The organism is Pseudomonas tremae (genome assembly GCF_001401155.1).
In the GTDB taxonomy this organism is placed as follows: Bacteria; Pseudomonadota; Gammaproteobacteria; order Pseudomonadales; family Pseudomonadaceae; genus Aquipseudomonas; species Aquipseudomonas tremae.
The window spans coordinates 40,006-57,985 of the sequence record NZ_LJRO01000133.1; the positions used below are offsets into that span (position 1 = coordinate 40,006).

General features: G+C 59.3%; 14 protein-coding genes and 1 pseudogene. 8 read left to right on the forward strand and 7 right to left on the reverse strand.

Features of this window, described 5'->3' with window-relative positions:
- Positions 1-15: 15 nt before the first annotated feature.
- The 4 genes from ALO43_RS09615 to ALO43_RS09630 all read right to left on the reverse strand — a co-directional run bounded on the left by ALO43_RS09615 (position 16) and on the right by ALO43_RS09630 (position 4,889).
- A complete protein-coding gene (locus ALO43_RS09615; RefSeq protein ID WP_054997429.1) occupies positions 16-2,232 on the reverse strand; it encodes a DNA internalization-related competence protein ComEC/Rec2 in 2,217 nt (738 codons plus the stop codon).
- Between the two features lie 136 nt (positions 2,233-2,368).
- Positions 2,369-3,157 carry an ABC transporter permease gene (locus ALO43_RS09620; RefSeq protein WP_005892215.1) on the reverse strand — a complete coding sequence of 263 codons (789 nt, stop codon included), beginning with the start codon at positions 3,155-3,157 and terminating at the stop codon, positions 2,369-2,371.
- Positions 3,154-4,086: an ABC transporter ATP-binding protein gene (locus ALO43_RS09625; RefSeq protein ID WP_005892214.1), complete on the reverse strand. Its 933-nt coding sequence runs from the start codon at positions 4,084-4,086 to the stop codon at positions 3,154-3,156. Before ALO43_RS09625 ends, ALO43_RS09620 begins: the two co-directional genes overlap by 4 nt.
- A gap of 179 nt (positions 4,087-4,265) precedes the next feature.
- Positions 4,266-4,889 carry a glutathione S-transferase gene (locus ALO43_RS09630; protein ID WP_024670196.1) on the reverse strand — a complete coding sequence of 208 codons (624 nt, stop codon included), beginning with the start codon at positions 4,887-4,889 and terminating at the stop codon, positions 4,266-4,268.
- Between the two features lie 162 nt (positions 4,890-5,051).
- Here ALO43_RS09630 and ALO43_RS09635 point away from each other — a divergent pair, with 162 nt between their 5' ends.
- The 3 genes and pseudogenes from ALO43_RS09635 to ALO43_RS09645 all read left to right on the forward strand — a co-directional run bounded on the left by ALO43_RS09635 (position 5,052) and on the right by ALO43_RS09645 (position 8,975).
- Positions 5,052-7,499: an acyl-CoA dehydrogenase gene (locus tag ALO43_RS09635; RefSeq protein ID WP_054997430.1), complete on the forward strand. Its 2,448-nt coding sequence runs from the start codon at positions 5,052-5,054 to the stop codon at positions 7,497-7,499.
- Positions 7,500-7,577: 78 nt separating this feature from the next.
- Positions 7,578-7,990 (forward strand): annotated as a pseudogene (locus ALO43_RS09640) (PA2817 family protein).
- 130 nt (positions 7,991-8,120) lie between these two features.
- Positions 8,121-8,975 carry a pirin family protein gene (locus tag ALO43_RS09645; RefSeq protein WP_024690491.1) on the forward strand — a complete coding sequence of 285 codons (855 nt, stop codon included), beginning with the start codon at positions 8,121-8,123 and terminating at the stop codon, positions 8,973-8,975.
- Positions 8,976-9,087: 112 nt separating this feature from the next.
- On the opposite strand, the gene ALO43_RS09650 is transcribed toward ALO43_RS09645, so the two are convergent.
- Complete coding sequence (locus ALO43_RS09650) at positions 9,088-10,272, reverse strand: patatin-like phospholipase family protein (RefSeq protein WP_005892205.1); 1,185 nt, start codon at positions 10,270-10,272, stop codon at positions 9,088-9,090.
- A gap of 30 nt (positions 10,273-10,302) precedes the next feature.
- Positions 10,303-11,235, reverse strand: coding sequence for a lipid A biosynthesis lauroyl acyltransferase (locus ALO43_RS09655; RefSeq protein ID WP_005892203.1), 933 nt, complete (start codon positions 11,233-11,235; stop codon positions 10,303-10,305).
- 120 nt (positions 11,236-11,355) lie between these two features.
- Between ALO43_RS09655 and minC the strand changes: the two genes are divergently transcribed.
- From minC to ALO43_RS09680, 5 genes are all read left to right on the forward strand, one after another.
- Positions 11,356-12,096, forward strand: coding sequence for a septum site-determining protein MinC (gene minC, locus ALO43_RS09660; protein WP_005892201.1), 741 nt, complete (start codon positions 11,356-11,358; stop codon positions 12,094-12,096).
- 231 nt (positions 12,097-12,327) lie between these two features.
- Entirely contained in the window at positions 12,328-13,140 is an 813-nt protein-coding gene (minD, locus tag ALO43_RS09665) for a septum site-determining protein MinD (protein ID WP_005892199.1), read from the forward strand.
- Positions 13,140-13,394, forward strand: coding sequence for a cell division topological specificity factor MinE (gene minE / locus ALO43_RS09670; RefSeq protein ID WP_005892197.1), 255 nt, complete (start codon positions 13,140-13,142; stop codon positions 13,392-13,394). The genes minD and minE overlap by 1 nt, the downstream gene beginning before the upstream one ends.
- A gap of 90 nt (positions 13,395-13,484) precedes the next feature.
- A complete protein-coding gene (locus ALO43_RS09675) occupies positions 13,485-14,120 on the forward strand; it encodes an RluA family pseudouridine synthase (protein WP_005892195.1) in 636 nt (211 codons plus the stop codon).
- Between the two features lie 172 nt (positions 14,121-14,292).
- Positions 14,293-15,582 (forward strand): M18 family aminopeptidase, encoded by a 1,290-nt coding sequence (locus tag ALO43_RS09680; RefSeq protein WP_005892193.1) that lies wholly within the window; start codon positions 14,293-14,295, stop codon positions 15,580-15,582.
- Positions 15,583-15,808: 226 nt separating this feature from the next.
- On the opposite strand, the gene ALO43_RS09685 is transcribed toward ALO43_RS09680, so the two are convergent.
- Positions 15,809-17,980: beta strand repeat-containing protein (locus tag ALO43_RS09685; protein ID WP_412778917.1), on the reverse strand; the 2,172-nt coding region annotated here is incomplete at its 5' end.

Genomic DNA, 17,980 nt, shown 5'->3' on the forward strand with positions numbered 1-17,980 from the left:
TCGATATCCCTTCATTCAATCACGCCAGAAGCGCCGTTGTGCACGCTCCGCTTGTGGTGTACCGAATGCCCCCAGTTGCAGGCTGACAGCGCCCAGTTCGGCGCTGTCATAACTGGCGATACCCAGCCACCGATAGCGCGCCATGACCAGTGGATGAGGATGGCCAAAGGCATTGTTGTGGCCGCGCGAGATCAGTACACCAACCGGCGCGACTGCCTGCAAAAACCGCTTGGAGGAAGAACTGCGGCTGCCGTGGTGCGGCGCCTGCAACCAGTGGGCGCGCAGGTCGAAGCCGCTGCCCATCGCCGCACGCTCGGCGTGTACATCAATGTCGCCCGTTAACAACAGGCGCTCGCCATTGGCCTCGACGCTGAGGATGCAGGAGCCCGCGTTGCCGTCGGGGGCCTCCTCCCAGCGCCATGTCGTGAACACGACGCCGTCCCATTCCCAGCGTTCGCCGTTTTCGCACAGCCCGGCGTCGAGCTGCGGGGTCAGCCTGGCCACCTCTCCGCCCGACACTCGGTTCACCGGGAAGGCCCGATGAACCGCCAGGGCGCCGCCAGCATGATCCGCGTCGGCATGGCTGATCAGCATCAGATCAAGATGACGAACACCACTCTTGCGAATGGCGGGCACCACCACACGCTCGCCGATATCGAATTCACCAAAGCGTGGCCCTGCGTCATACAAAAGGGTGTGATTGCGCGTGCGCAGCAGAATCGACAGGCCCTGCCCGACATCGAGCTGCAGCACCTCGACCCGCCCCATCGGTACCGGTGTGATGGGCGGAAAAACGCATAGCAGCAACAAAGGCCAGCCCAGAGGGCGCATCGGCACACCTCTGGGCAGCAATAAAACAAAGGCTCCGAGCAGGCTTATCAGCCATGCCCAAACGGGCACCGCACTGGGCAGCCAGGCGGGCAGGACGTCGGCCACCCAGCCGAGAAACACGAACAGCCACTCCAGAGCGCCGCCCGCCAGCCACAGCAGGCCTTCACCCACCACCGGAAACGGCAGCAGCAAGGTGCCGATCAGTGCCAGCGGCAAGACGATGACGCTCACCCAGGGCACAGCGAGCAAATTGGCAAACGGACCACTCAGGCTGATCGGCAGGTTCAGCGCCAGCAGTATCGGCAGCAGGCCAATGGCGATCAACCATTGCGCGCGCGTCCAGCTTTGCCACCACTGCCAGGCGCCGAGACGACCACTGAAGATCAGGATCAGAATGCCCACTGCCGCGAATGACAGCCAAAAACCGGGTTGCAGGGTTACCAACGGCTCAAAGATCAGCACCGCGCAGAATGACAATAGGAGTGGCCAGACAACGCCCAGGTGCCGAAAGCGCAAGCGCCACAGCAACACCATGCCCACCATCACGCAAGCACGTCGGACCGGGACTTCGAAGCCAGCCAGCAGCCCGTAGCCCAGCGCCGCGACAAACGCCAATGCACATGCCGTCGGCAGCCAGGACAACGCCCGTGGCCATAGCCCCCAACGTGCCAGACCTGCAATCAACGCATAGACCACCCCTGCCAGCAGACCGATATGCTGACCGGAAATGACCAGCAGGTGGACCGTGCCGGTGTTTTGCAGCACTTGCCAGTCAGTGCGCGACAGGCCCGAGCCGTCGCCCAGCACCAGCGCCGCCAGACCGCCTTCCCTGCCCTGCGCATCGACCGCCAGCAACCGCTGACGAATGCCATCGCGCCAGGCCCCGCGCGCTGGCGTCAGCAATTGACCGTCTGCCACAGTACCGGTCGCGCCGATGCGCCGGGCCAGTAGCCAGGCCTGATAATCGAAGGCATCCGGGTTGACCAGCCCGCCCGGACGCTTGAGTTTGAGGGCCAGACGCCAGCGCTCGCCGCTTTTGACATCGGGGCCGCCGTACCAGGCCACGCGAATACGCGCAGGCAGCTTCGCGCGCCGCGAGCGCGCATCCTCCAGTTCGAAACGCACCACGCCTTCTGCAACACTCGGCAACCCGACGACGTTGCCCTGCACCCACAGCGTCTGGCCGTCAAACCGATGCAGCAGGCGATCATTCAGCGCCCACTGCGCCGACACGCACGCCCACGTGAAGCCGACCAGAAAAAACGCCATTGGATAAGTACGAAACGGCAGCAGCATCAACGCCAGTATCGGCATCAGCAGCAATAGCCAGATCGGCGGCAATACCGGCAGAAAACGCAGGGCAACAAGCCCCAGCGCAAGCGCGATCATCCCTGTGCGCATGATGATTCCCTGAAGCAGAAAGCTCTAAGGATTAACGCACCGGGGGACAATCAGCAGGAATGGTGTATTGCAGAATTTGAGCAACAGCGCTCTACAACCAGCCGACCCGCCAGCCTGGCGGGTCGAAGCCGATGTGTTACTGGCGCATACCGCGCCCGCTGACCAGCAGCCGTGCGCAGCCAAGGTACAGCACGATGGTCGCAACGATCATGAACGCCAGAGCGATGCTGATCTTGATGTCGGACACGCCCAGAATGCCGTAGCGAAATGCGTTGACCATGTGCAGGACCGGGTTGGCCAGCGACACGGTCTGCCAGAACGGCGGCAGCAGGTTGATTGAATAGAACACACCGCCCAGATACGTCAACGGGGTCAGAACGAACGTCGGGATAATCGAAATATCATCGAAATTGCGCGCGAACACTGCGTTGATGAAACCCAGCAGGGAGAAGATCGTTGCGGTCAGCACGACCACAATAATAGTCACGCCCAGGTGATGCACTTGCAGGTCGGTGAAAAACATCGACAACATGGTGACGATGAACCCCACCATCAGGCCGCGCAACACACCGCCCAGGGTGTAGCCGACCAGAATGGTGTGCGGCGACACCGGCGAGACCATCAGCTCTTCGATGGAGTGCTGAAACTTTGCACCGAAGAAGCTTGAAACCACATTGCCGTAGGAGTTGGTGATCACCGACATCATGATCAGGCCAGGCACGATGTATTGCATGTAGGTGAAACCACCCATGTCACCGATCTGCCGGCCGATCAGATTCCCGAAAATCACGAAGTACAGGACCATGGTGATCGCTGGTGGCAGCAAGGTCTGTGGCCAGATCCTCATGAAGCGGTGGACTTCGCGATAGACGATGGTTTTCAGGGCAACCAGATTGGGACGCAGTTCGCCGTTTTGCTCGATCATACCGCCACCTTCGCCAGGTTTTTCTCAACCAGAGACACAAACAACTCCTCAAGGCGATTAGATTTATTGCGCAGGCTCAACACTTCAATGTTCTGGAACGCCAACTGGCTGAACAGCGCAGTGATGCCGACATTCTTGTCGACCTGAACTTCCAGCGTATGGCTGTCCAGCAGCCGGCAGGGAAAGCCCGGCAACTGAGGAGCGTTCTGCCAGGATTCCTTGAGGTCGAGCACAAACGTCTCGACGGTGAGCGTGGCGAGCAGCTGTTTCATTCCGGTGTTCTGCACTATCACTCCATGGTCGATGATGCCGATGTTGCGGCATAGCTGCTCGGCCTCTTCCAGGTAGTGAGTGGTCAGAATGATGGTGATGCCTTTTCTGTTCAGCTCGGTGAGGAAGGTCCACATCGAGCGGCGCAGTTCGATATCCACACCGGCCGTTGGCTCATCGAGGATCAGCAGACGCGGCTCGTGAATCAGCGCGCGGGCAATCATCAGGCGCCGTTTCATGCCGCCGGACAACGAACGCGAAGGTACGTCGCGCTTGTCCCACAGACCCAGTTGGGTCAGGTACTGCTCGGCGCGTTCCTTGGCAATTTTCGCCGGGATGCCGTAATAGCCGGCCTGAGTCACGACTATATCGAAGGTCTTCTCGAACTGGTTGAAGTTGAACTCTTGCGGCACGACGCCGATGCAACGCTTGAGCGCAGCAGGTTCACGGTCCAGGTCGTGACCGAAGATGTTCACTGTTCCGCCGGTCTTGTTGACCAGCGTCGAGATGACGCCAATGGTGGTGGATTTGCCAGCGCCGTTAGGGCCGAGCAAGGCGAAAAAATCACCTTCGGCCACGTCCAGATCGATGCCACTCAAGGCCTGGAACCCGTTGCCGTAGGTTTTGGTGAGCTGCCGAATGGACAGAGCGGAAGACATATCTTGAGAAATACCCATCAGGAAAAAGGAAATGAATCAGGCTGGAAGCAGCGGCCAGTCGTCGACCCGCTCAGCCTCAATCGAACAATGGTGCTTGGCTGAGCCGGTCAAGTACAGACACATCTGTTAATAGTAAATATCGAGCGCCGGGCATGATCCATCTGGCCCCGTTTGCAGCATCAGGTCAGCGGGCTCATGACAGCCTTGCGATAGGCCGGACGTGCTTTCAGACGTTCATACCAGGCTTGGAGGTGAGGCAGCGGCGGACGTTCAATCGGCATTTCAAACCAGCCGTAGGCAAAGCAGCCCAGCGGAATGTCGCCCATACCGAAAACCTCGCCAGACAGATAAGGCTGTCGGGACAACGCCTCATCGGCGATCAGCAGCAGACCGTGCAGGTTCTTTATGCCTTGCTCGATGGCAGGCCAGTCCTGCTTGTCAGCCGGCGTGCGCACCACGCCCCAGAATACCGGGCTGAAGGCAGCAGCAATGGTCGAAGTAGCCCAGTCCATCCATTTGTCTGCACTGGCGCGAGCCTGCACATCAGCGGGGTACAGCTCGGAATCAGGGGCGTGACGCGCCGCCAGATAGCGCACGATGGCATTGGACTCCCAAAGCACAAAATCGCCGTCTTCGATCATGGGGATGCGCCCGTTGGGGTTTTTCGCACGGTAAGCCGCTTCGTCAACCAGGCCGAACGCGCCACCGGCATCCTGGGTTTGATAAGGAACCCCGACTTCTTCGGCAACCCAGAGCGCCTTGCGCACATTGCTGGAATTCTTCCGTCCCCAGATTTTAAGCATTGCGTTCCCCTCGCCTACGCTGGTAAATGAATACCATCAGTCTACGCCGATCCTGCGGCAACTTCCTTGTTAGCCAGGGGTCACTATCGATGTCGCCTCACCACTGCCTGGCGACCAGTTACTGGTAGCTGCCAGGGCGGCTGTCATCACGGAGGAACACCTATGCTGTTGTTGTGGATTGTAGTGCTGGTCGTCGGCATTGCCTGGCTGGCTCACCGACGTATCGACCCGCTCCCGGCGCTTGGCGTAGTGGCTGTCTATTTGTTGGCCATGGGTATTTTCAGCCGCGCGCCAGGATGGCTGCTGACAGTGTTCTGGTTGTTGTGGCTGGCGCTATTCATACCGCTGATACTGCCTGATCTGCGCCGTAAACATTTCACCACCCCGATGTTCAGCTGGTTCCAAAAAGTCTTGCCACCCATGTCAGAAACCGAGCGCGATGCCATCGACGCCGGGACGGTCTGGTGGGATGGCGAACTGTTCAGCGGGCGTCCGGACTGGGACAAATTGCTGGCCTATCCGAAAGTCCGCCTGACCGAAGAAGAACAGGCGTTTATCGATGGCCCGACCGAAGAACTCTGTGCGATGGTCAGCGATTGGGAGATCGGCCAGGCGATGGACCTGCCACCCCAAGCCTGGGCGCACATGAAAGCGCACGGCTTTTTCGCTCTGATTATTCCCAAAGAGTTCGGCGGCAAGGGCTTCTCGGCCTACGCTCACTCTCAGGTTGCGATGAAACTGGCCACCCGCAGCGGTGACCTGGCGTCCACCGTGATGGTCCCCAATTCCCTCGGCCCGGCTGAATTGCTGCTGCATTACGGCACCGACGAACAGCGCAATCACTACTTGCCGCGTCTGGCACGTGGCGAAGACATTCCCTGCTTTGCGTTGACCGGTCCGCTGGCAGGCTCCGATGCAGGCGCGATGCCCGACACCGGCATCATCTGCAAAGGCCAGTGGCAGGGCGAAGAAGTCATCGGCCTGCGTCTGACCTGGGAGAAGCGCTACATCACCCTCGGCCCGGTGGCCACCCTGCTCGGCCTGGCCTTCAAGGCTTACGACCCCGAGCACCTGCTGGGTGAAGAGGAAGACCTGGGCATCAGCCTGGCGCTGATCCCTACCGAAACCCAGGGTGTGGAGATCGGCCGTCGCCATCTGCCGCTGGGCGCCGCGTTCATGAATGGCCCGAACTCGGGCAAGGACGTGTTCGTGCCCCTGAGCTACCTGATCGGTGGTCAGCCGATGCTCGGCAAAGGCTGGATGATGCTGATGAACTGCCTGTCGGTGGGTCGCTCGATTTCGCTGCCTGCGGTCGGCACTGGCGCGGCCAAATACACCAGCCTGGTGACAGGGCAGTACGCCAAGGTTCGAGAGCAATTCAATGTGCCGCTGTCGGCTTTTGAAGGTATTCAGGAGGCACTGGCGCGCATAGGCGGCAACGCCTGGCTGATGGACAGCGCCCGCATGCTGACGGCCAACGCAGTCGATCTGGGCGAGAAACCTTCGGTACTGTCGGCGATCCTCAAGTACCACCTGACCGAGCGTGGCCGCGAGTGCATCGGCCATGCGATGGATGTGCACGGTGGCAAGGGCATCATCATGGGGCCGAACAACTATCTGGGCCGTAACTGGCAAGGCGCGCCGATCTTCATTACCGTCGAAGGCGCCAACATCCTCTCGCGCAATCTGATGATCTTCGGCCAGGGTGCCATTCGCTGCCATCCGTTCGTGCTCAAGGAAATGGCGTTGGCCGGACGCGAAGACAAGCAACAAGCCCTGCTCGAGTTTGACAGTCTTCTGCTCAAGCACATCGGGTTTGCGGTAAGCAACGCGGCCAGCACCCTGATCCTCAATCTCGGCTTCGGGCATTTCGAACGAGCGCCGGGCAACAGCCTGAGTCAGGGCTATTTCCGCGCGCTCAATCGGCAGGCAGCAGCGTTTGCGATGCTGGCCGACCTGAGCATGATGCTGCTGGGTGGCGAGCTCAAGCGCCGTGAACGCCTGTCCGCACGGCTGGGTGACGTACTCAGTCACATGTACCTCGCCTCGGCCGCGCTCAAGCGTTATCACGATCTGGGTTCGCCCGACCACATGAGCCCGTTGTTTCGTTGGGCGATGGAAGAAAGCCTCGGGCATTCGGAACGTGCGATGGACGAAATCCTCAGCAATTTTCCTAACCGGTTGCTGGGCGGCGTACTGCGCGCTGTGGTCTTCCCGTTTGGCCGTCGTCACAAGGGGCCGTCGGACAAGCTGGACGCCGAGGTTGCACAGGTGCTGGGCCGAGCCAAAGGCGATCCGACCCTTGAAGAGCTGCTGGCAGGCTGCTACCGCCCGCAATCGGCAGAAGACCCGGTGGGCGCCCTGCAACATGCAGTGGACCTGCTGAGCGCCGCCTATCCGCTTCATAAAAAATTGCAAGTGGCGCTCAAAAGCGGTCAGGTCAAACCCGACGCCGGCGAACATGCCATCGACGCTGCGTTGCGTCTTGGTGTGCTGCAGGCAGATGAAGTGCAGACATTGCGCACGGCGGAAGCGGCTCGTCGCGTGGTGATCGATGTGGACGACTTCGACAAGGAAGAGCTGACACTGACGGAAGGCAAGATTCGCTGATCCGTCGGGTAGCACCACACAGCAGGCGCGTAGAGCTTTATACTCTGGCGCCTGTTTTTGCATTTGAGGATTACCCCGATGGCCGACGCCACTCTCGACTACCAACTTGGCCTGCTGGCACACCTGCGCAGCATTCTGGTCGCGCTGGGCGAGGCCGAGCAGGTTCCTGAAGAAAGCCCCATGCCTTGTTCATGGAACGCTTCGATGAACTGGTCGAACAACTGCCGCTTGACCCGATCGAGAGCCAGTACCTGGGACAAGACATTCTGTGCCAGGTGATTCAGCGCTACCCGCAAATCGCCCATCTGGTGCCTCGCGACCTGCTGTGGTTCTTCGCCGGCGACTGCCTGCACTTCATGCCTGATGACGAAATCGAGCTGTATCAAGCGCTTGAAGAGCGTCGTTACGAAGCAGAGCAGAACGATGAGCCGTTTGACTGGAATCAGGAAAAGCAACTGCTGTCCATTCCCGCCCAAGGCAGCAAGCACTGAGTAGCCACCTACCCGCTCTCTGAAAACATCGATAAATACGATCATTCCATACCGGGATTTGATTCTGTTTATCGATCAGGCGGGCCTACCATGACACTCATTATCACCTGATGAGGAGTGCCTTTTTTTCATGACTCAATTTCGTAAAGTGCTGTCTGTTCAGGCTGGCCAACCTGCCTCTGACGGCGCTGGCGTGAAACTGACGCGGGTGTTCGGTGGCCGTGGCGTAGAGCAGTTCGATCCGTTTCTGATGCTGGACGAGTTTGGCTCGGACAAACCGGACGATTACATCGCAGGTTTCCCGCCCCATCCGCACCGTGGTTTCGAAACAGTGACCTACATGCTCGAAGGTCGCATGCGCCACGAAGACCACATGGGCAACGTCGGCCTGCTGCAGGGCGGCGGCGTGCAATGGATGACCGCCGCTCGCGGGATTATCCACAGCGAAATGCCCGAGCTTGAACAAGGCACCATGCGCGGCTTTCAGTTGTGGCTGAATCTGCCTGGCAAGAACAAGCTGAACGACGCCAGCTATCAGGACATCCAGCCGGAAAACGTTCCCCGCCTTACCACCGAGCAAGGCGTACACGTTGTGGTTCTGGCCGGTCGTTTCGATGACGGCAAGGTTCAGCAGCTCGGGGCCGTGCAACGCCCAGACACCGAACCGCTGTATTTTGACTTCCACATGCCTGCAGGCAGTCGCATCAGCCCGCAATTGCCCGCTGGTCACCTTGCGCTGCTGTACGTGTATGAGGGCAGCGTCGAGCTTGAGGGCAGCAGCCAACCGATTGGCGTGCGCCAGATAGCGCGGCTGTCCGACGAAGGCGAACTGTTGATCAGCAGCACCGACGGCGCTCGAGTGCTGTTGATTGCAGGCAAACCCTTGCGCGAGCCGATTGTGCAATACGGGCCATTCGTGATGAACACGCGTGAAGAGATCGAGCAGGCGTTGAGCGACTTCCGGGAAGATCGCCTGACCGCGTGATACCCGCCCTGCCCCCTGCACCACCGGGAATCCGTCATTCAATCCGGTTTCCCGGTCGTCAACGGCAGCCTGACACGGCAGCACCCTCGCAAGGTCCACCACTCGTGGCTGGTTAAGCCAGCCGCAGGAACCGTTTCAATTCTGCGCCTTGGGCAATCGCGTCGTGGCGACCCAGCTCAATCAGCTCACTGCAATAACCCGACTCGAACAACAGATAGCTGAGGACACTGGCGCCGCTGCTCTTGGTCGCCCCCGGGCCGCGCAGAAAAGTGCGCAGTGCAGGCGGCAATTCGCGGCGGTGACGTGCAGCAATTTCGTCCAGCGGTCGGCTGGGAGAGATCACCAGCACTTCTACCGGCTCCATGCCCGGTTGCCTTATCTGCTCGTCGGGCAGCAGCGCACTGGCCATGTTCAACCGCTCCAGCAGTTCGATATCGCTTTCGAGGTTGTCGATGAACGTGCTGTTGAGCATGTGCCCGCTGATTTGCGCCAGGCTCGGTTGAATGCCGCTTGGCGGACGCGGCGCAGGCCTTTCGCTCTTGAGCCCGCGCGGATTGCCGCTGACCCCCACCACCAGCACACGATTTGCCCCCAGGTGCAGCGCCGGGCTGATCGGTGCCGACTGCCGCACGGCGCCATCCCCGAAGTATTCCTGATCGAGCATCACCGGGGCGAACAGCAGGGGAATGGCAGAACTGGCAAGCAAGTGGTCCACCGTCAGTTGCGTTGGCCGACCGGTACGCCGATGACGCAGCCAGGGTTCGATAGTGCCGCGACCTTGATAGAACGTGACTGCATGCCCTGACTCGTAGCCGAAGGCTGTCACCGCCACTGCACGCAGATGATGGGCGTCAATGGCGGCTTCGATCCCGGAAAGGTCCAGCCGCTCGTTGAGCAGATCACGCAAGGGTGAGCTGTTGAGCAAGGCAACCGGAATATTGCGACCGAACCCCATCAGGCTGCGTCCAAAAAACCGGCTGGCCTGATGAATCACGCCTGACCAGTCACTGCGCAGCACTTGGTGACTGCGAAATGACTGCCAGAACTCGGTCAACTGGTGAATGGCGATGCGAAAATGCAGCGCGCCGCTGGCCAGCTTCACTGCGTTGATCGCACCTGCCGACGTGCCGACAATGACCGGGAAAGGATTGGGTGAACCGGCAGGCAGCAGGTCGGCAATGCCAGCAAGCACCCCTACCTGATAGGCGGCACGGGCACCGCCTCCTGACAGAATGAGCCCGGTCACGGGCTCGACATTGCTTGTCACAGTACTGCTCGAAACGACGGGTTCTGGCATCTGCAACTGACCTCGGTGATCGAAGACACTTTATCTATGCTTGTTATATAGCTTCGGTTCACCTGCCGGTCGACTTTTGAAACGTCGATGGGCCCACAGATATTGTTCCGGGCATTCGGTAATGGCTTTTTCTACCCACTGATTGATGCGCAGACAGTCGACTTCGTCGCTTTCACCCGGAAAATCTTCCAGGGCAGGATGAATGACCAACCGATAACCGCTGCCATCGGCCAGCCGCTGCTGGGTGAACGGAACTACCCGCGCACGCCCCAAGCGGGCAAATTTGCTGGTGGCGGTCACGGTGGCCGCCTGAATGCCGAACAGCGGCACGAACACACTTTGTTTGGCGCCATAGTCTTGGTCGGGCGCGTACCAGATGGCACGTCCGGCGCGCAGCAGCTTGAGCATGCCGCGCACATCGTCGCGTTCGACGGCCAGCGAGTCGAGATTGTGACGCTCGCGGCCACGACGCTGGATGAAATCGAACACCGGGCTTTTGTGTTCACGGTACATGCCGTCGATGGTGTGCTGCTGGCCCAGTAGCGCGGCGCCGATCTCCAGCGTGGTGAAATGCAGTGCCATCAGGATCACGCCTTCGCCCTGTTGATGAGCCTGCTGCAGGTGTTCAAGCCCTTCGACCCGAGCCAGCTTCGCCAGTCGCTGCCTGGACCACCACCAGCTCATGGCCATTTCAAAAAAAGCGATGCCCGTGGAGGCGAAGTTTTCCTTCAGCAGACGCTTGCGCTCGGCAGCGGACAAATGCGGAAAACACAGCTCGAGGTTGCGCGATGCAATATTTTTTCGATCAGTGGCCACCCGATACATGACTGCGCCCAGAGCTCGACCAATGACCAGCAAGACCCGAAAAGGCAACTGGACGATCAGCCACAAAAGCCCCAGCCCCAGCCACAACGGCCAGAAACGGGGATGAAGGAAACTGGATTTAAAGCGCGGGCGATCCATTTGGGCTTCCGTCAGAACAAAGGCCGCGCATTCTACAACGGTTCGACCCGCTTGCGGCTCGCGGGCGTTCTCGCTATAAGTCTCGGCACTTTTAGCGACAAGCTGTTGTGTATATCAACCATGAGCCAGATTGAATCGCAAAACCCGGAACCCGTATTTCAACTCAAGGGCAGCATGCTCGCCATCACTGTGATGGAGCTGACCCGAGCCAACCTCGAAGCGCTCGACAGGCAACTGGCGGCGAAAGTGGCGCAGGCTCCCAACTTCTTCAGCAACACGCCGTTGATCCTGGCTCTGGACAAACTGGCGCCCCACGAAGGCGCGGTGGACCTGCCGGGGCTGATGCGCATCTGTCGTCAGCACGGCCTGCGCACCCTGGCCATCCGGGCCAATCGCATTGAAGACATCGCTGCAGCCATCGCCGTCGATATCCCGGTGCTTCCGCCATCCGGTGCTCGTGAACGCGTACTGGACCCGGTCGAAGCCGAGGCGCCAAAGAAGGTTCCGGAAAAACCGCCCGAGCCCGTTATCAAGCCGACCCGTGTGATTACGTCGCCAGTCCGCGGCGGCCAGCAGATCTACGCCCAGGGCGGCGATCTGGTCGTGGTCGCGCCTGTCAGTCCCGGCGCGGAACTTCTGGCCGATGGAAACATCCATGTGTACGGCCCGATGCGCGGCAGAGCACTGGCAGGTATCAAGGGTGACACTCGGGCAAGGATCTTCTGTCAGCAACTCAGCGCCGAGCTGATTTCGATTGCCGGGCAATACAAGGTCTCCGAAGACTTGCGCAGAGACCCTTTGTGGGGCTCGCCGGTCCAGATAAGCCTTTCCGGTGATGTGTTGAACATCATTCGTCTTTAACGGATACTGCCGCAATTTTCAAAGTATCTCTGATTCGCCGCGAAAAGGTCGCAAAGGCTGTAGGAAATCCTGAAAGGCGTCGCTTTTCAGTCGGCATATGAGTTGAAAGTAATAGCCCGGTGCTAGCTTTCCAGGATCATGCCATTTGATTTCCAGAACTCTTCGACCCCTGCTGCGTCACGAGATGCTCTTCAGGGACTCAACGTCCTTTTCATCTAGGGGTGATTCACCTTGGCCAAGATTCTAGTTGTTACATCCGGCAAGGGTGGTGTGGGCAAGACCACTACCAGCGCCGCCATCGGTACAGGCCTCGCATTGCGCGGCCACAAGACTGTCATCGTCGACTTCGACGTCGGCCTGCGTAATCTCGACCTGATCATGGGCTGCGAGCGTCGCGTCGTTTATGACTTCGTCAACGTGGTCACAGGCGAAGCCAACCTGCAACAAGCGCTCATCAAGGACAAGAAGATCGAAAACCTGTTCGTGCTGGCCGCCAGCCAGACACGTGACAAGGATGCACTGACCAAGGAGGGCGTTGAAAAAGTCCTCATGGAACTGAAAAAGACCTTTGAATACATCGTCTGCGATTCGCCAGCAGGTATCGAAACCGGTGCTCATCTGGCGATGTACTTCGCCGACGAAGCCATCGTCGTGACCAACCCTGAAGTCTCCTCGGTACGTGACTCTGACCGCATGCTCGGCCTGCTGGCCAGCAAATCGCGTCGCGCAGAGCTCGGTGAAGACCCGATCAAGGAACACTTGCTGCTGACCCGCTACAACCCCGAGCGCGTCAGCAAGGGCGAAATGCTTGGCGTGGAAGACGTGAAGGAAATTCTCGCCGTCACCCTGCTGGGCGTGATCCCGGAATCCCAGGCTGTACTCAAGGCATCCAACTCCGGCGTGCCGGTCATTCTGGATGACCAGAGCGACGCCGGTCAGGCGTACAGCGATGCAGTCGACCGCTTGCTGGGCAAAACACTTGAGCACCGTTTTCTGGATGTGCATAAGAAAGGATTCTTTGAACGTCTGTTCGGGGGTAACTGATGAATATTTTTGACTTCTTTCGTGACCGCAAAAAAGAAAGCACGGCCTCGGTAGCGAAAGAGCGTCTGCAGATCATCGTTGCGCACGAACGTGGCCAGCGAACGACCCCTGACTACCTTCCTGCCCTGCAGAAAGAGCTGGTGGAAGTGATCCGCAAATACGTCAATATCGAGTCCGATCAGGTTCAGGTCGCTCTGGAAAGCCAGGGCAGCTGCTCAATTCTGGAACTCAATATCACCCTGCCAGATCGCTGATCAGGCAGTCGTCCACGGCGGCATCGGCGCACTTCTCAAGAAGCTGCGCCTTTGCCGCTGTCGGCGTTTCTAGCGTTTCGAGGCCGTTGCATGCCGCTGTCCAACATCCGCATCATTTATCAGGACGCTGCCGTTCTGGTGATTGACAAGCCTACCTTGCTGCTTTCCGTCCCCGGCCGCGCCGATGACAACAAGGATTGCCTGATTACCCGCCTGCAGGAAAACGGTTACCCCGAAGCCCGCATCGTTCATCGTCTGGATTGGGAAACGTCCGGCATCATTCTGCTGGCTCGCGATCCCGATACGCATCGCGAATTGTCGCGGCAGTTTCACGATCGTGAAACCGAAAAAGCCTACACCGCGCTGTGCTGGGGCCAGCCGTCGCTGGACAGCGGCAGCATCGACCTGCCCTTGCGCTACGATCCGCCGACCAAGCCGCGCCATGTCGTGGATCACGAGGCTGGCAAGCACGCGCTAACGTACTGGAAAGTTCTCGAACGGCATGCCAGCCATTGCCGGGTCGAACTCACGCCTGTCACCGGCCGCTCTCACCAGTTGCGCGTGCACATGCTGTCCATCGGGCATCCGCTGCTGGGCGATGGCCTTTACGCCCATTCCGAGGCGCTGGCGGCGTACCCGCGCCTGTGCCTGCACGCCAGCATGCTGAGTTTCACGCATCCCGGCAGCGGCGAACGAATGACCTTCGAGTGCCCTGTACCTTTCTGACCTGCATCACACAGCGGTTCTGAGCCATGACTATAGTGTCCACGCCTCGCGTGGTCATGCCGTTCGTGACGCTTTGCGTCACACAGCAGTTCCGTGATGTCAGGTGAGTGCAACCCAAGGCAACGTTTGAGCCAATGCGGTAAACTCGCGCCATTGCTGTCTGGAGCTATTTATGCGCGACGAGTTGAACAAAGGCCTCATCGATTTTCTCAAGGCCTCGCCTACCCCCTTTCACGCCACCGCCACCCTTGTGCAACACTTTGAGGCTGCGGGTTTTCAACGTTTGGACGAACGTGACACCTGGGGCATCGAAACCGGTGGCCGGTACTACGTCACACGCAATGATTCTTCCATTGTCGCGTTCAGAATGGGCCGCCAGTCGCCGCTTACCGGCGGCATCCGCATGGTCGGCGCGCACACTGACAGCCCATGCCTGCGGGTCAAGCCGCAACCGGAACTGCAACGTCAGGGCTTCTGGCAATTGGGTGTCGAAGTCTACGGCGGTGCGCTGCTGGCCCCTTGGTTCGACCGCGACCTGTCGCTGGCCGGCCGGGTCACCTTCCGCCGTGACGGCAAGGTCGAAAGCCAGCTCATCGACTTCAGACTGCCGATCGCTGTCATCCCCAACCTGGCTATTCACCTGAACCGCACAGCCAATGAAGGCTGGGCGATCAACGCGCAAAACGAGCTGCCGCCGATTCTGGCGCAAGTCGCCGGTGACGAGCGCGCAGACTTCCGCGCGCTACTGACTGATCAGTTGGCACGCGAACATGGCCTGAACGCCGATGTAGTGCTTGATTACGAGCTGAGTTTCTACGACACCCAGAGCGCAGCAGTCGTTGGCCTCAATGGTGACTTCCTGGCGGGCGCACGTCTGGACAACCTACTATCATGCTTCGCAGGCATGCAGGCGCTGCTCAACACCAGCAGTGATGAAACCGCCCTGCTGGTGTGTACCGATCACGAGGAAGTGGGCTCATCCTCGACGTGCGGCGCAGACGGCGCGATGCTGGAACAGATCGTCCAGCGCCTGCTGCCAAGCAGCGAAGACTATGTACGCACCATTCAGAAATCGCTGATGATTTCCGCCGACAACGCTCATGGCATACACCCCAACTACGCCGAGAAGCATGATGCCAATCACGGGCCCAAGCTCAACGCCGGGCCAGTCATCAAGGTCAACAGCAATCAGCGCTACGCCACCAACAGCGAAACCGCAGGTTTCTTCCGCCATCTGTGCATGGCTGAAGAAGTGCCCGTGCAAAGCTTCGTGGTGCGCAGCGACATGGCCTGTGGCTCCACCATCGGGCCGATCACCGCCAGCCACCTGGGCATACGTACGGTCGACATCGGCTTACCGACATTCGCCATGCACTCGATTCGGGAGCTTGCCGGCAGCCACGATCTGGCGCATCTGGTCAAGGTATTGGGCGCGTTCTATGCCAGCCATGAGCTGCCGTAGCAGTCACCAAGGACACAAACTGTATCGCGGGGCAGCCTGCTGTCCCGCACCTCAGCCGCTGCCGCTCGATAGATGCCTGGTCAGAATAAAATTCAATGTTCGCTGAGAATGAAAGAAATAAGTACAGCATGGGTGTTTCGAAAAAGGGACTTCATGTCCCGCAATCCATTGACGTACCCTGTCAATGCTTGACACCGGCGTTTTCGAATAAACCGGTGGACGTGGTTCAGGCATCATCGTCTTCGGGTTTACTGACGATATCGTCATCTTCGTTCACGTAATACGGCATGTCGGCCTCAACGCCTTTCTCTCCTGTTTTGGCAACCAGTTGCCTGTATTTTTTGCCATCCCAGAGCCGGAAAATAAGCGTGGAGTCCTCGCCACCCGAGAGCGTTGAGCCCTCGCTGCCAATAAGCTTGCTGCGAGCGCCCGCGACCAGAACGCTGTTCTTTCCGGCGGTCAACTTGCATTGGTCTCCAGCCATCAACGTACAGTCATTCCCGCCTGTAAGTTTGCTTCGATCACCCGCAGTCAGGTAACTGTTGTTTCCGGCCAGCAACTTGCTGCGATCACCGGCTGTCTGATTGCTGTCTGCGCCGGCGATCAGCCTGCTTCGATCACCTGCCAATTGCACGCTGAACGCACCGGCAATAAGCGTGCTGCGAAACCCCGCTGTCTGCGAACTGCCCTTGCCGGCAATAAGCATGCTTTTATGCCCGGCAACTTGAATACTCTCATGGCCCGCAATCAACGAACTGCCATAACTTGCAATCTGGTTACTGCCGTAGCCCGCAGTCAATGTACTGCGCATACCAGAGGTAAGACTGCTGCCGTAACCCGCAATCAGCACACTGCGCAGCCCGGCTATCAGCGTACTGCCATAACCTGCGGTCAACAGACTTCTGATCCCACTGGTCAGCGTACTGCCATACCCGGCTATCAACGAGCTGTCTTCCCCGGCCGTTGCGGTACTGCCATAGCCCGCAGTCAATGAACTACCACGCTCTGCGGTTTGCGTACTGCCGTAGCCAGCCGTGAGGGTACTTTCATAGCCTGCTGTCTGCGTGCTGCCATAGCCTGCAATCAGGGAACTGGAAAAGCCAGCGGTGGAAGTACTCCCGTAGCCGGTAGTAAGCGAGCTGTTTTCCTGTGCCGTCTGCGTGCTGCCGTAACCGGCAGTCAGCGTACTCTCGTAGCCTGCGGTCTGAGTACTGCCGTAACCCGCAATCAACGAGCTGGAATAACCGGCGGTGGAGGTACTTCCATAGCCGGTAACGAGATCACTGTGCTCCTGTGCCGTCTGCGTGCTGCCATAGCCAGAGGTTAGCGTGCTCTCGTAGCCCGCGGTCTGAGTACTGCCGTAACCCGCAATCAACGAGCTGGAATAACCGGCGGTGGAGGTGCTTCCATAGCCCGTGGTGAGCGAGCTGCTTTCCTGTGCGGTTTGCGTACTGCCGTAACCGGCAGTCAATGTGCTCTCGTATCCTGCAGTTTGCGTGCTGCCATATCCGGCAATCAAAGAACTGGAATAGCCGGCGGTGGAGGTACTTCCATAGCCAGTGACAAGGTCACTGCGCTCCTGAGCTGTTTGCGTACTGCCGTAGCCTGCAGTCAGGATACTTTTGAAGCCCGCCGTCTGAGTGCTGCCGTACCCGGCTATCAGCGAACTGTTCGATCCCGCAGTTGAAGTGCTGCCGTAGCCTGCGACCAGATCACTGCGTTCCCGAGCGGTCTGAGTACTGCCGTAACCGGCGGTCAGCATACTTCTGTAACTGGCTGTCTGAGTACTGCCATAACCCGCAATCAGTGAACTGCCAGAGCCTGCCGTACCCGTACTCCCGTAACCCGCTATCAGGTCGCTACCGTCTCTGGCCGTCTGAGTACTTCCATAACCCGCCGTCAGGATGCTCTTGTGACCTGCTGTCTGCGTGCTGCCGTAACCCGCCACGATGAAGCTTTCATGCCCCGCAGTGCCTGTACTCCCATAACCTGAAGTCAGGTTACTGTCGGCCCCGGCTGTTTGTGTACTGCCGTAGCCCGCTGTCAGAATGCTACCTTCCCGAGCAGTCTGGGTACTGCCGTAACCTGCTGTGAGCGAGCTGTCACTGCCAGAGGTCTGGGTACTGCCATAACCGGCGATCAGAGAACTGTCGGCTCCTGCTGTTCCAGTGCTGCCATAACCCGCCATCAGGTTACTGCCCTCCTGCGCGGTCTGTGTACTGCCATAACCTGCTGTCATTGCACTGTCTGCGCCCGAGGTCTGCGTGCTGCCGTAGCCTGCTATCAACGAGCTATCGGAGCCAGCCGTCCCGGTGCTGCCATACCCGGCCGTCAGGTTGCTGCCCTGCTGGGCGGTCTGGGTACTGCCGTAGCCTGCCGTGAGCGAGCTGTCACTGCC

Coding starts and splice junctions, on each gene's coding strand:
- ALO43_RS09630 (WP_024670196.1), bottom strand. CDS start 4,889: ATGCTTAAAATCTGGGGACGGAAGAATTCCAGCAATGTGCGCAAGGCG.
- ALO43_RS09620 (WP_005892215.1), bottom strand. CDS start 3,157: ATGATCGAGCAAAACGGCGAACTGCGTCCCAATCTGGTTGCCCTGAAA.
- ALO43_RS09655 (WP_005892203.1), bottom strand. CDS start 11,235: ATGGATCGCCCGCGCTTTAAATCCAGTTTCCTTCATCCCCGTTTCTGG.
- ALO43_RS09680 (WP_005892193.1), top strand. CDS start 14,293: ATGCGCGACGAGTTGAACAAAGGCCTCATCGATTTTCTCAAGGCCTCG.
- ALO43_RS09645 (WP_024690491.1), top strand. CDS start 8,121: ATGACTCAATTTCGTAAAGTGCTGTCTGTTCAGGCTGGCCAACCTGCC.
- ALO43_RS09625 (WP_005892214.1), bottom strand. CDS start 4,086: ATGTCTTCCGCTCTGTCCATTCGGCAGCTCACCAAAACCTACGGCAAC.
- minE (WP_005892197.1), top strand. CDS start 13,140: ATGAATATTTTTGACTTCTTTCGTGACCGCAAAAAAGAAAGCACGGCC.
- ALO43_RS09675 (WP_005892195.1), top strand. CDS start 13,485: ATGCCGCTGTCCAACATCCGCATCATTTATCAGGACGCTGCCGTTCTG.
- ALO43_RS09650 (WP_005892205.1), bottom strand. CDS start 10,272: ATGCCAGAACCCGTCGTTTCGAGCAGTACTGTGACAAGCAATGTCGAG.
- ALO43_RS09635 (WP_054997430.1), top strand. CDS start 5,052: ATGCTGTTGTTGTGGATTGTAGTGCTGGTCGTCGGCATTGCCTGGCTG.
- minC (WP_005892201.1), top strand. CDS start 11,356: ATGAGCCAGATTGAATCGCAAAACCCGGAACCCGTATTTCAACTCAAG.
- ALO43_RS09615 (WP_054997429.1), bottom strand. CDS start 2,232: ATGCGCACAGGGATGATCGCGCTTGCGCTGGGGCTTGTTGCCCTGCGT.